The sequence below is a fragment of the Actinomycetes bacterium genome (assembly GCA_035489715.1).
In the GTDB taxonomy this organism is placed as follows: Bacteria; Actinomycetota; Actinomycetes; order JACCUZ01; family JACCUZ01; genus DATHAP01.
The window spans coordinates 1-13,070 of the sequence record DATHAP010000007.1; the positions used below are offsets into that span (position 1 = coordinate 1).

At 72.0% G+C, this 13,070-nt stretch carries 9 protein-coding genes and 1 pseudogene; 4 read left to right on the plus strand and 6 right to left on the minus strand.

Annotation, left to right across the window (positions count from 1 at the left end):
* From VK640_00540 to VK640_00550, 3 genes and pseudogenes are all read right to left on the minus strand, one after another.
* A partial coding sequence (locus VK640_00540) for an NAD-dependent epimerase/dehydratase family protein (protein ID HTE71676.1) occupies positions 1-700 on the minus strand: 700 nt, incomplete at its 3' end.
* Complete coding sequence (locus VK640_00545; GenBank protein HTE71677.1) at positions 697-1,557, minus strand: GntR family transcriptional regulator; 861 nt, start codon at positions 1,555-1,557, stop codon at positions 697-699. The genes VK640_00545 and VK640_00540, both read right to left, overlap by 4 nt.
* An 89-nt stretch (positions 1,558-1,646) precedes the next feature.
* Positions 1,647-2,480 (minus strand): annotated as a pseudogene (locus tag VK640_00550) (PAC2 family protein).
* Positions 2,481-2,570: 90 nt separating this feature from the next.
* Between VK640_00550 and metH the strand changes: the two are divergent.
* The 3 genes from metH (at position 2,571) to VK640_00565 (ending at position 7,308) form a co-directional block, all read left to right on the plus strand.
* Complete coding sequence (gene metH, locus VK640_00555) at positions 2,571-6,074, plus strand: methionine synthase (GenBank protein HTE71678.1); 3,504 nt, start codon at positions 2,571-2,573, stop codon at positions 6,072-6,074.
* The gene (locus tag VK640_00560; GenBank protein ID HTE71679.1) at positions 6,071-6,742 is read left to right on the plus strand and encodes an HAD family phosphatase; all 672 of its coding nucleotides are present in this window, start codon (positions 6,071-6,073) and stop codon (positions 6,740-6,742) included. Before metH ends, VK640_00560 begins: the two co-directional genes overlap by 4 nt.
* A gap of 149 nt (positions 6,743-6,891) precedes the next feature.
* A complete protein-coding gene (locus VK640_00565) occupies positions 6,892-7,308 on the plus strand; it encodes a CBS domain-containing protein (GenBank protein ID HTE71680.1) in 417 nt (138 codons plus the stop codon).
* Between the two features lie 58 nt (positions 7,309-7,366).
* On the opposite strand, the gene VK640_00570 is transcribed toward VK640_00565, so the two are convergent.
* The 3 genes from VK640_00570 to VK640_00580 all read right to left on the minus strand — a co-directional run bounded on the left by VK640_00570 (position 7,367) and on the right by VK640_00580 (position 11,836).
* The gene (locus VK640_00570; GenBank protein ID HTE71681.1) at positions 7,367-9,910 is read right to left on the minus strand and encodes an FtsX-like permease family protein; all 2,544 of its coding nucleotides are present in this window, start codon (positions 9,908-9,910) and stop codon (positions 7,367-7,369) included.
* Position 9,911: 1 nt separating this feature from the next.
* Positions 9,912-10,706, minus strand: coding sequence for an ABC transporter ATP-binding protein (locus VK640_00575; GenBank protein ID HTE71682.1), 795 nt, complete (start codon positions 10,704-10,706; stop codon positions 9,912-9,914).
* 155 nt (positions 10,707-10,861) lie between these two features.
* Positions 10,862-11,836 (minus strand): PD-(D/E)XK nuclease family protein, encoded by a 975-nt coding sequence (locus VK640_00580; protein ID HTE71683.1) that lies wholly within the window; start codon positions 11,834-11,836, stop codon positions 10,862-10,864.
* An 83-nt stretch (positions 11,837-11,919) separates the two neighbouring features.
* Between VK640_00580 and VK640_00585 the strand changes: the two genes are divergently transcribed.
* Positions 11,920-13,050 carry a site-2 protease family protein gene (locus VK640_00585; protein HTE71684.1) on the plus strand — a complete coding sequence of 377 codons (1,131 nt, stop codon included), beginning with the start codon at positions 11,920-11,922 and terminating at the stop codon, positions 13,048-13,050.
* Positions 13,051-13,070: the final 20 nt, after the last annotated feature.

The following is a 13,070-nucleotide window of genomic DNA, read 5'->3' on the forward strand; positions in this document are numbered from 1 at the left end:
CGCCGCTGCGGCCGCGCTCCAGGATCGCGTGGACGGCGGAGTTGTGGTCGTCGACGTGGATCCAGTCGCGGACGTTGGTGCCCTGGCCGTAGAGCTTGGGCTTGATGCCCATCAGCACGTTGGTGATCTGGCGCGGGATGAACTTCTCCACGTGCTGGTAGGGCCCGTAGTTGTTCGAGCAGTTGGAGATGGTGGCCTCGACGCCGAAGGACCGCACCCACGCGCGCACCAGCAGGTCCGCCGAGGCCTTCGTCGCCGAGTAGGGGCTCGAAGGGTTGTACGGCGTCTGCTCGGTGAACCGGCCCGGGTCGTCGAGCTCGAGGTCGCCGTAGACCTCGTCGGTCGAGACGTGGTGCAGCCGCACGCCATGGTGCCGAACCGCCTGCAGCAGCTGGTAGGTGCCGATGACGTTGGCTTCGAGGAACGGCCAGGGGTCGTCCAGCGAGTTGTCGTTGTGGGACTCGGCCGCGAAGTGCACGACGGCGTCGGCGTCACGCACCAGCCGCTCGACGAGGGACGCATCGGCGACGCTGCCTTCGACCAGCTCGACCCGGTCCGCCACGTCGGCGATGTTGGCCGCGTTGCCGGCGTAGGTCAGCGCGTCGAGCACCCGCACCTGCCAGTCCGGCCGGGTCTGCGACGTCCGCAGGACGAAGTTGGAGCCGATGAACCCGGCCCCTCCGGTCACCAGCAGTCTCACGAGGTCTCCTCGGTCATCGTCACGGTCGCAGTCGGGGTCACAGTTGGTACGGCTCTTCGTGCCGCGGGCGGGGTCGCTGGCGACGTACGGACGTCGGTCGCCGAGTCGCGCAGGCCGGGCGGCTCGCCGGCACCTGCCGTGGACCAGCCGGCGAACTCCACCTCGAGGCTGAACCGCGACGCGAGGTAGCGGTGGTCGGCCAGCGCCACGGCTGCTCCGGAGCCGTCGTGCGCGACCCGTCGCACCAGCAGCAGCGCGCTGCCGGGGGCGACGCCCAGCAGGTCGGCGTCCTCGTCGGTCGCCAGGGCGGCGGTGACGGTCTGGCGGACCCGGTCGATGCGCACCCCGTGGCCCTGCAGGGTGGCCCAGGTGCCGGGGTCCTGGGCGTCGGACCGGCTGACCCCGGCCCCGAAGGCGTCGGGGACCCACTCGTGCGCGACGTCCAGCGGCACGCCGTCTACGCTGCGCACCGACCGGACGTGCAGGACGTCGCCGCCCTCGTGCAGCTGGAGGCTGGCGGCCACCCGGTCGGGGGACGGCCGGAACCCGAACTCGACCACCCGGCGGCTGGCCCGCAGGCCGGCGTCGGCCACCGCCGAGCCGGCGTGCCGGAAGGTCCCCAGGGCCAGCGGCTGGTGGACCGCGGCCCCCGCGACGAACCAGCCCGCGCCGCGCCGGCTCTCCACCAGGCCCTCGGAGCGCAGCAGCTCCAGCGCCCGCCGGACGGTCACCCGGCTGACACCGAGGCGCAGGCCGAGCGCGGCCTCGCTCTCGAGCGCCCCGGACGGGTCGACGTCACCGAGCGCGATCCGCTCCCGGAGGTCGGCCGCGACCGCCGCAGCCCGCTGTCCTGTCACACTGGCGATCATACAAGTTGCGTACAGGTCGTTCGTCAACCCGGCGACGGGTCAGGCCAGCGGTGGCGGGCCTACCGCGGGTCGTCACCGCGGCGGCGCAGGTAGCGCTCGAACTCGCGGGCGATCGCGTCGCCGGACGCCTCCGGCGCGTCGGTGAGGTCCTTGGCCTCCTCGAGCGAGCGGACGTAGTCGGCGACCTCGGAGTCCTCGGCGGCCAGGTCGTCGACGCCGCGCTCCCACGCCCGCGCGTCGTCGGGCAGCTCGCCGAGGGGGATCGGCACGTCGAGCAGGTCCTCGATGTGCCGCAGCAGGGCGAGGGTGGCCTTGGGGCACGGCGGCTGGGCGACGTAGTGGGGGACCGCAGCCCAGATCGACAGCGCGGGCACGCCGGCCCGGGTGCAGGCGTCCTGCACGACGCCGACGATGCCGGTCGGACCCTCGTAGCGCGACGGCTCAAGGTGCAGCGACCGGGCGACCCCTTCGTCCGACGAGGTCCCGGTCACCGGCACCGGGCGGGTGTGCGGCGAGTCGGCGAGCAGGGCGCCCAGGGTGACGACCATCTCGACGCCGAGCTCGTGGCACACGCCGAGGATCTCGCCGGTGAACTGCTTCCACCGCATGTTGGGCTCGATGCCCCGGATCAGGACGACGTCGCGCCGGAGGTCCGGCAGCCGGGCGTAGGACACCCGGGTCGTCGGCCAGGTGACCTGGCGGCGGCCCTCGTCGGCCATCGCGACCGTCGGCCGGTTGACCTGGTAGTCGTAGTAGTCCTCGGAGTCCATCTCGGTGAGCGCCTCGGCCCCCCAGACCTCCTCGAGGTGCTCGACGGCCGAGGTGGCGGCGTCACCCGCGTCGTTCCATCCCTCGAAGGCCGCGATGAGCAACGGGTCGACCAGCTCCGGGTAGCCGTCGAGCTCGATCACCGTGCGCGACCTCTCCTCGTGCGGGACTGCGGGTTCACCTGCCGGTCGTTGTCAGCGTACGTCGTCCGGTCGCCCGTAGACTCGCCCGCGATGTCTTCCTCCGCAGGCGTGTCGAACTCGGCCGCCGCTCTCCGTCGAGCCCTCGCCGAGAGGGTCGTGGTCGCCGACGGCGCCATGGGGACGATGCTGCAGGCCAGGGACCCGTCGCTGGACGACTTCGAAGGTCACGAGGGCTGCAACGAGGTCCTGAACGTGACCCGCCCCGACATCGTCCGGTCGGTCCACGAGGCCTACTTCGACGTCGGCGTCGACGCGGTCGAGACCAACACGTTCGGCGCCAACCTGGGCAACCTCGCGGAGTACGGCATCGAGAGCCGGATCGAGGAGCTCGCCGAGGCCGGCGCCCGCATCGCCCGCGAGGTCGCCGACCAGCGCAGCACCGACGGCGAGCCGCGCTGGGTGATCGGCTCGGTCGGGCCGGGCACCAAGCTGCCGACCCTCGGCCACGTCGCGTTCGCCACGCTCCGCGACGCCTACCAGGCCCAGGTGCGCGGCATGCTCGCCGGCGGGGTGCACGCCGTCCTCGTCGAGACCGCCCAGGACCTGCTGCAGGCCAAGGCCGCCGTGATAGGCGCCCGGCGGGCGCTCACCGCGGCCGGCTCGGACGCCCCGCTGTTCTGCCAGGTCACGGTCGAGACCACCGGCACGATGCTTCTCGGCAGCGAGATCGGCGCCGCGCTGACCGCGCTCGAGCCGCTCGGTGTGGACGCCATCGGCCTCAACTGCGCGACCGGGCCCACCGAGATGGGCGAGCACCTGCGTCACCTCTCCCGGCACGCCCGCATCCCGGTCACCTGCATGCCCAACGCCGGCCTGCCGGTGCTCGGCAAGGACGGTGCAAGCTACCCCCTCACGCCCCAGGAGCTGGCCGACGCGCACGACCACTTCACCCGCGACTTCGGGCTCGCCCTCGTCGGAGGCTGCTGCGGCACCACGCCCGAGCACCTCCGCCAGGTCGTCGAGCGGGTGGGCGGCCGCGGCCTCACGACCCGGCGGCCGCGTCCGGAGCCGGGGGTCGCGTCGCTCTACCAGCACGTGCCGTTCCGGCAGGACACCTCGTACCTCTCGATCGGCGAGCGCACCAATGCCAACGGGTCGCTCGCGTTCCGCCGGGCGATGCTCGACGAGCGGTGGGACGACTGCATCGAGATCGCGCGCGACCAGACCCGCGACGGCGCCCACCTGCTCGACGTGTGCGTCGACTACGTGGGGCGTGACGGCGTCGCGGACATGAAGGCGGTCGCCGGGCGCTTCGCCACGGCGTCGACCCTGCCGATCGTGCTCGACTCCACCGAGCCGGCCGTCGTGGAGGCCGGGCTCGAGCTGCTGGGCGGCCGGTCGGTCATCAACTCGGTCAACTACGAGGACGGCGACGGGCCGGGGTCGCGCTTCGCCCGCGTCATGCCGATCGTCAAGGAGCACGGCGCCGCTGTCGTGGCGCTGTGCATCGACGAGGAGGGCCAGGCCCGCACCGCGGACTGGAAGGTGCAGGTCGCCTCCAGGCTGATCGAGGACCTCACCGGCACCTGGCGGATGCACGTCGACGACATCGTCGTCGACACCTTGACCTTCCCCATCACGACCGGCCAGGAGGAGACCCGCCGCGACGCGCTCGAGACGATCGAGGCGATCCGCCGGCTCAAGAAGGCCTACCCGTCGGTGCAGACGACCCTCGGCGTCTCCAACGTCTCGTTCGGCGTCAACCCGGCCGCCCGCGTCGTGCTCAACTCGGTGTTCCTGCACGAGTGCGTCAAGGCCGGGCTGGACTCCGCCATCGTGCACGCGGCCAAGATCCTGCCGATGACCAAGATCGACGAGGAGGCCCGCGAGGTCGCCCTCGACCTGGTCTACGACCGCCGGCGCGAGGGCTACGACCCGCTCCAGCGGTTCCTCGAGATCTTCGAGGGCGTCGACACCGCCAGCGTCCGGGCGTCCCGCGCCGAGGAGCTCGCCGCACTGCCGCTGGGGGAGCGGCTGGCCCGTCGGATCATCGACGGCGAGCGCAACGGTCTCGAGGCCGATCTGCAGTCCGCGCTCGACTCCGGCAAGTCGGCGCTCGACGTCGTCAACGACCACCTGCTCGAGGGCATGAAGGTGGTGGGCGAGCTCTTCGGCAAGGGCGAGATGCAGCTGCCGTTCGTCCTGCAGTCCGCCGAGGTGATGAAGACCTCCGTGGCCTGGCTCGAGCCGCACATGGAGAAGACCGACGAGGACGGCAAGGGCACCATCGTGCTCGCCACGGTCAAGGGCGACGTGCACGACATCGGCAAGAACCTCGTCGACATCATCCTGTCCAACAACGGGTTCAACGTCGTCAACATCGGCATCAAGCAGCCGGTCTCCGCGATCCTCGAGGCGGCCAACGAGCACCGGGCCGACGTCATCGGCATGTCCGGCCTGCTCGTGAAGTCGACGGTCATCATGAAGGAGAACCTCGAGGAGATGAACTCCCGAGGGCTCGCAGCCCGCTGGCCGGTCATCCTCGGCGGGGCGGCGCTCACCCGGCCCTACGTCGAGCAGGACCTCGCCGACGTCTACGAGGGCGAGGTCCGCTACGCGCGTGACGCGTTCGAGGGACTCCGGCTGATGGACGCGCTCGTCGCCGTCAAGCGCGGCGTCCCCGGCGCCGAGCTCCCCGCGCTGCGCCAGCGCCGGGTGCGCACAACCGGTCGCCCCGACCTGACGGCGCCCGACGAGATGCCGGCGCGGTCCGACGTCGCGACCGACAACCCCGTGCCGGCCGCCCCGTTCTGGGGCACCCGGGTGGTCAAGGGCATCCAGACCGCCGAGTACGCCGCGCTGCTGGACGAGCGGGCCACCTTCATGGGCCAGTGGGGCCTGAAGTCGTCCCGCGGTGACGGGCCGACGTACGACGAGCTGGTCGAGACGGAGGGCCGCCCGCGCCTGCGGATGTGGCTGGAGCGCCTGCACGCCGACCGCATGCTCGAGGCGGCGGTGGTCTATGGCTACTTCCCCGTGGTCAGCGAGGGCGACGACCTGGTGCTGCTCACCGAGCCGTCGATCGACGCCCCCGAGCGCTACCGGTTCACCTTCCCGCGGCAGCGGCACGGCCGGCACCTCTGCCTGGCCGACTTCTTCCGGCCCCGCGAGTCGGGCGAGGTCGACGTGCTCGGCCTGCAGCTGGTGACGGTCGGGTCGCGGATCGCCGAGGTGACCTCGGAGCTGTTCGGGCAGAACGCCTACCGCGACTACCTCGAGCTGCACGGCCTCTCGGTGCAGCTGACCGAGGCCCTCGCGGAGTACTGGCACAAGCGCATGCGGGCCGAGCTCGGCTTCTCCGGCGAGGACCCGGACCGGGCCGAGGACTACTTCGATCTGCGCTACCGCGGGGCCCGCTTCTCCTTCGGCTACGGTGCGTGCCCGGACCTCGAGGACAGGGCCAAGCTGGTGGACCTGCTCGAGCCGGAGCGGATCGGCGTCAAGCTCTCCGAGGAGTTCCAGCTGCACCCCGAGCAGTCGACCGACGCGCTGGTGCTGCACCACCCCGAGGCGACCTACTTCAACGCCAAGTGACCGGCGGCCCCCAGGCGGGCGGGCTCCCGGCGGCGCTGCTCTGCGACATGGACGGCCTGCTGGTCGACACCGAGGGCACGTGGTACGTCGTCGAGGCCGAGGTGATGGCCGAGCTGGGCGGCCCGTGGGACGAGGAGCACCAGCTCGCCCTCTTCGGCGGGCCGATCGAGAAGGCCGCGGGCTACATGCTCTCCCTGGTCGACCGGCCCGACGTCAGCGTGGACCGGGTGGCGCAGGCGCTGGTCGACGGCATGGTGCGCCACCTCAGCACCGGGCCGGTCGCCTGGCGTCCCGGCGCCGAGGCGCTGCTGACCTCCGCCGCCGCGGCCGGCGTCCCGTGCGCCCTGGTGTCGTCGTCGCTGCGGCCCGTCGTCGACGCGGTGCTGGACGCCGTCGGACGGCACCACTTCGCGACCACGGTGTCCGGGGACGACGTCGAGCGCACCAAGCCGCACCCGGACCCCTACCTGCTGGCAGCGGAGCTGCTGGGCGTCCGCCCGGACGACTGCGTCGCGCTCGAGGACTCAGCCGCCGGCGCCGCCTCCGCCCGGTCGGCGGGCTGCCGCACGATCGTGGTCCCGAGCCTGTCCCCGGTGCCGGAGGACCTCTCCCACCTGCAGGTGCCCTCGCTCGCCGAGCTCGACCTGGACCGCCTCGCGCGGGTCTGAGCCCGATCGACCGCCGTCGTGCAGTGCGGTGCAGGTGGGGCTGGTGTGAACCGACAGCGGGGCCTGTGCACCGATCAGGTGTGAGGACGGCAGGGCCGGGCACGCGGACCAGGTCAGAGAGATTCATGACGACGAGAGGAGCATCAGCAATGACGACCGCTCGCGAGATCATGACCAAGGGCGCGGAGTGCGTGACCGAGACCGACTCCCTGGTCGACGCGGCACGCAAGATGCGCGACCTCGACGTCGGCGCGCTGCCCATCTGCGGCACCGACGACCGGCTCAAGGGGATGATCTCCGACCGCGACATCGCGGTGAAGGCCGTTGCCGAGCAGATCGACCTGACCCAGCCCGTGTCGACGTTCGCCCAGGGCAAGCCGGTCACGATCGGCGCCGACGACTCGGTCGACGAGGCCCTGCGCACCATGTCGAAGCACAAGGTGCGACGGTTGCCGGTGATCGACGGTGACCGCCTGGTCGGGATCGTGTCCCAGGCCGACGTCGCGCGGAACATCGACGAGAGCAAGACCGGGGAGCTCGTGGAGGCGATCTCCTCCACCAGCTGACGCTCCCGGCACCGCTGACGGGCTTCCCGCACTCGCGGGAAGCCCGTCAGCGCGAGCTTCACTCCGTGGTGATGGCGCCCAGGATGTCCAGCCGGGACGCCCGCCGTGCCGGCCAGACCGCGGCCAGCACGCCGATCAGCGCCCCGACCACCAGGTAGATCACCAGCTGGCCGTACGGCACGACCAGCTGGTCGATGCCCTCGCCGCTGAGCGCGGTGACCAGCGCCGACCCGAGGGCGACGCCGAGAACCAGACCGAGCAGTGTGCCGAACACGGCGATGACGACCGACTCGAGCCGCACCATCCGGCGCACCTGCCGGCGACCCATGCCGACGGCTCGCAGCAGCCCGATCTCACGAGTCCGCTCGATCACCGACAGCGCCAGCGTGTTGACGATGCCGAGCGCAGCGATCAGCACGGCCAGGGCCAGCAGCACGTAGATGAAGCCGAGCAGCTGGTTGATCTGCTTGCGCTGCTCGTCCTTGAACTCGCTCTGGTCCCGGATCTCCAGGTTCGACGAGTCCGCCGTGGCCTGCAGCTCGGACCGCACCGCCTCCGGGTCCGCGTCGGGCTTGATGGTCATGGCCACCACCTCGTCCAGCCGCTGGGAGTAGTTGGCGTCGTAGGTGTCGAGCCCGATCAGGTAGTTGCCCGCGATCTGGTTCTGGTCGTAGGTGCCGCCGACCGTGAGCTGGGTGTCACCGGTCTTGCCGAAGGTGACCGGCACCCGGTCGCCGGCCTTCCACCCTTTGTCCTTGGCGACGTCCTTGTCGACGAGCATCGTGTCCTCGTCGGCCAGCGAACCGACGTCACCGGTGACGACCTCGAGCTTCAACGTCCGGTCGACGGTGTCGGCCGTGACGCCCTGCAGCGAGACGACGCTCTTGCCGACCTGCGCCTGGCCTGACCGGAAGGACGTGACGGCGTCGACGCCGTCGACGTTGCGGACCTCCTCCGCCACGTCGCCGGGGATCGGCATGAAGTTGCTCGCGGTCACGATGAAGTCGGCACCGACGCTGCGGTCGATGATGCCGTTGGCGCTCTTGACGATCGACGCGCCGAGTACGCCGCCGGCGGACACCAGGGCAAGGCCGATCATCAGCGCGGACGCCGTGGCGGCGGTCCGGCGCGGGTTGCGCCGGGCGTTCTCGCGGGCGAGCCGGCCGATGGACCCCCACACCCGCGGCAGCAGGCTGCCGACCCCGCCGACCACCGGCCGGCTGAGGAACGGGCTGAGCATGGCCGCGCCGAGGAAGATGCCGAGGGCCCCGAGTCCGACCCAGAGGATCCCGGCGTCGCCCATCAGACCGGCAGCCATCGCGGCGATGCCGGCAGCCAGCATCGTCGTGCCCACGAGGGCGCGCCGGCGCAGCGACGACTCCGGCAGGGCGACGTCGTCTCGCAGCGCCGCGACGGGCGGGATGTGCGTCGCCCGGCGCGCCGGCGCGACCGCCGACACGACGGTCACGACGACCCCGGTGAGGTAGGCCCAGACCACGGTGCTGCTCTGGAACACCAGGCCGTCCGTCGGCAGGTCGCCCAGGAAGAGGCCGATCAGCTGCTGGAGCCCGAGCGAGAGCAGGACGCCGAGCCCGAGCCCGATCGTCGACCCGATGACGCCGACGACCCCGGCCTCGAGGATGACCGCACGGTTGACCTGGCGCCGGCTGGCCCCCAGAGCCCGGAGGAGCGCCAGCTCCCGGCTGCGCTGGGCCACCAGCATGCTGAAGGTGTTGAAGATGATGAACGCACCGACGAACACCGCGATGACCGCGAAGACGAGCAGGAAGGTGCTGAAGAAGCTGAGTCCGCTCTTGATGTCACCGGAGTCGGCGTCGGCGAGCTGCTGACCGGTCAGCGCCTCGGTCCGCGGCGGCAGCACCTCCGACACCCGGTCGCGCAGGCTGGCGTCGTCGACCTTGCCGTCGCCCAGGGCGAGGACCTCGGTGTAGGTGTCGGGATCACCCAATTCGACCTGCGCGGTCTGCGGGTCGAACAGGGTGACGGTGGCGCCGGCCAGGCTGCCGCTCTCACCGAAGCTGACCAGACCGCTGATGGTCTCGTCGAGAGGGCCGCTCTGCGTCAGGACCTGGATCCGGTCCCCGACCGCGAGGTCGTGGTCCGCGGCGGTGGTCTCGTCGATGAGGACCTCACCGGGCCCGGCCGGTGCGGCACCGTCCTGCAGCACGTAGGGGTTGAGCGGTGTCGTGCCGAGCCAGGTGCCACCGAGGGTCGGCGCACCGGAGGTCTCGACGACCTTGCCCGACGGCGTCACGATCTGCGCGAAGCCGCTGGTGTCGCCGAGCGCCGTCCTGACCCCGTCGACGCCGCGCACCGCTTCGACGACCGAGGCCGGGACTGGCGCGCGGGACTGCGTGCTGTCTCCGCCGTCGGCGACGTTGACGTCGAAGGCCGACTTGCCGCGCACACCGACGTCGGTGCCGGAGTAGGCGGTCGCGAAAAGGTTGTCGAACGTCTTGTTCATCGTGTCGCCGAGGATCAGCGTCCCTGCCACGAACGCGACGCCGAGCACGACCGCCGAGGCGGTCAGCAGCAGTCGGAGCTTGCGCGCGAGCAGGCTCTTGAGGGTGACTCGGAACACGTCAGTTGCCTCGCTGCGCCGGGACGTCGAAGTGCTTCATCCGGTCGAGCACGGCCTCGGCCGTCGGCTGGAGCATCTCGTCCACGATCCGGCCGTCGGCCAGGAAGATCACCCGGTCCGCGTAGGCAGCGGCCGCCGGGTCGTGGGTCACGATCACGATCGTCTGCCCCATGTCGCGCACCGAGCGCTGCAGGAACATCAGGACCTCGGCGCCGGACCGGGAGTCGAGGTTGCCGGTCGGCTCGTCGGCGAAGACGACCTCGGGCCGCGACGCCAGCGCCCGGGCGACGGCCACGCGCTGCTGCTGGCCACCGGAGAGCTCGCTCGGGCGGTGGCTGAGCCGGTCGCCCAGCCCGACGGTGGAGATGACGTTGTCGAGCCACTCCTTGTCCGGCTTGCGGCCGGCGATGTCCATGGGCAGCGTGATGTTCTCGATCGCGTTCAGCGTCGGCACCAGGTTGTAGGCCTGGAAGATGAAGCCGAGGCTGTCGCGGCGCAGCCGGGTCAGCCGCTTGTCGTCGAGGGTGGACAGGTCGACGTCACCGATGAAGGCCGAGCCCGACGTGGCGGTGTCGAGGCCGGCCATGCAGTGCATCAGCGTCGACTTGCCGGAGCCGGACGGCCCCATGATCGCGGTGAAGTGGCCGCCCTCGAAGCTGCAGGACACGGAGTCCAGGGCGACGACCCGCGTGTCGCCCTGGCCGTAGACCTTGGTGAGGTCCACGGCACGGGCGGCTGCTGGGGCGGTGGCCTGGGCCGAGGCGTTCGGCGGGGCAGGCTGGGGCGTGCTGGTCACGAAGTCTCCTTGGCTGGGAACACGATCAACGTAGACAGGCAGGGCCGGCACAACCAGCCTTTTCAGGGTCCGTTCCGCGTGGTCTCCGGCACATCTCAGGGTGACCCTGAGCCGCACCCAACCGTTGTCCGCACAACGGGACCGAGCGCCAGAGGTCAGATCTCGTCGCCCGGCGTGTGCGGTGAGGGGCGCTCCGAGTCGGCGAGCACCCCTGTGGTGGGGACGGCCGGCACGTCGGGCACGGCCGGCACCGGCAGCACCTCCAGCGCCGGCAGGTCCGGCGGCGTGCCGCCGAACGCCGGACAGAGCTGTTGGTGGTCGCACCAGTCGCAGAGACGGGTCGGGTTGGGGCGCCAGTCCCCCCGCTCGGTGGCCCGGGAGATGGCCGCCCAGATCGCCTCGAGCTTGCGCTCGGTGGCCCGCAGGTCGGCCTCGTCGGGTTCGTAGCGCAGCACCTCGCCGCTGCCGAGGTAGAGCAGCTGCAGCAGCCGGGGCACCTCGCCGCGCAGGCGCCACAGCACCAGTGCGTAGAACCGCATCTGGAACATCGCCTTGGCCTCGAACCCCTCGCGAGGCGCTCGGCCGGTCTTGTAGTCGACGACCCGCAGGGCACCGGTCGGGGCGACGTCGAGCCGGTCCACGTAGCCGCGCAGCCGCAGGCCGGACCCGAGGTCGTGCTCGACGAAGAGCTCGCGCTCGGCGGGCTCGAGGCGCGTGGGGTCCTCGAGCTCGAAGTAGGCGTCGAGCAGGTCGCGGGCGGACTGCAGCCAGGCGTCCTCGTCGAGCCGGCGTGACCCGGCGTCGGCGTCAGCAGGGTCTGCGTCGGCTGCCGGAGCGAGCGGGAAGAGCTCGGCGAGCTCGGGCTCGGCCTCGAGCAGCCGCTCCCACTCGGGGACCACCAGGTCGTGGGCGTGTTGGGGGGTCCGCTCGACGGCCGGGAGGTCGAAGAGCCGCTCCAGCACCGAGTGCACCACGGTGCCCCGGGTCGCGGCCGGGCTGGGCCGCTCGGGCAGCCGGTCGATCACCCGGAAGCGGTAGAGCAGGGGACAGGTGAGGAAGTCGGCCGCCCGCGACGGGGACAGCGACGCCGGCGCCCGCACCTCGGTCCCGTCCAGCACCTCTGCGGTCATGTGCCGAACCCTAGGCGCAGGGGCGGACACAACCCGGCTGTCCACACCGGTGAGCCGCAGGGTGCCACCGTAGGCTGGCCGGTGTGAATGACGGCCGCATCGTCATCGCCCGGCCGTTCGGCGTGCCGGTCGATGTCACCCCCACCTGGTTCCTGGTGGCCGCCCTGATCACGTACGGCTTCGCGCCCACCGTGGAGCGCACCGTGCCGGGGATCGGCGACTGGCGGTACGCCGTCTCGCTGGCCTTCGCGCTCCTCCTCTACCTCTCCGTCCTGGTCCACGAGCTCAGCCACACCGTCGTCGCCCTGCAGGCCGGCCTGCCGGTCCGGCGGATCAGCCTGCACCTGCTCGGCGGGGTGTCCGAGATCGAGCGGCCGGCCAACACGGCCGGCCGCGAGGCCGGCATCGCGGCCGCCGGCCCGGCCGTCTCCCTGGCGATCGCCGCGGTGGCGTTCGGCGTGGGCGAGCTCCTCGAGCCGGGCACGGTGGCCCGACTGCTCGCCCGCGGGCTCATGGTCAGCAACCTGGTGGTCGGCGTCTTCAACCTGCTGCCCGGCCTGCCCCTGGACGGCGGCCGGGTGCTCTCCGCCGGGGTGTGGCGCATCACCGGCCGCCGACACCTCGGCACCGTGGTCGCGGCCTGGCTCGGGCGGGGTGTCGCCGTCGTCGTCCTGATGCTGCCGTTCGCCCTCTCCGCCCGCACCGGGGGGCGCCTCGACCTGGTCGACGTGGTCTGGGGCGCGCTGCTCGGTGCGTTCATCTGGGTCGGCGCCACCCAGTCGCTGCAGCAGGCGGGGCTGCAGCAGCGGCTCCCCGCGCTCAGCGCGCGCCGGCTGACCCGCCGGGCGATCCCGGTGCCGGCGAGCCTCCCGCTGTCCGAGGCGCTGCGGCAGGCCCACGAGGCAGGGGCTCGCGGGATGGTGGTGGTGTCGAGCGGCGGCGACCCGGTCGGCCTGGTCGTGGAGTCCGCGGTCCGGGCGACGCCCGTCGACCGCCGGCCCTGGGTCCCCGTGGGCGACCTGTCGCGGCGACTCGAGACGGGCCACCAGGTGGTGGCCGACCTCGAGGGCGAGGAGCTGGTCCACGCGCTGACCGCCCAGCCGGCCAGCGAGTACCTCGTCGTCGAGGCCAACGGCGACATCTACGGCGTGCTGGCCACCTCCGACGTCGAGCGGGCACTCACCGCCGGCCCCGCCGCCCGGCAGAGCAGCTAGACGCACCTAGACTTCCGGCC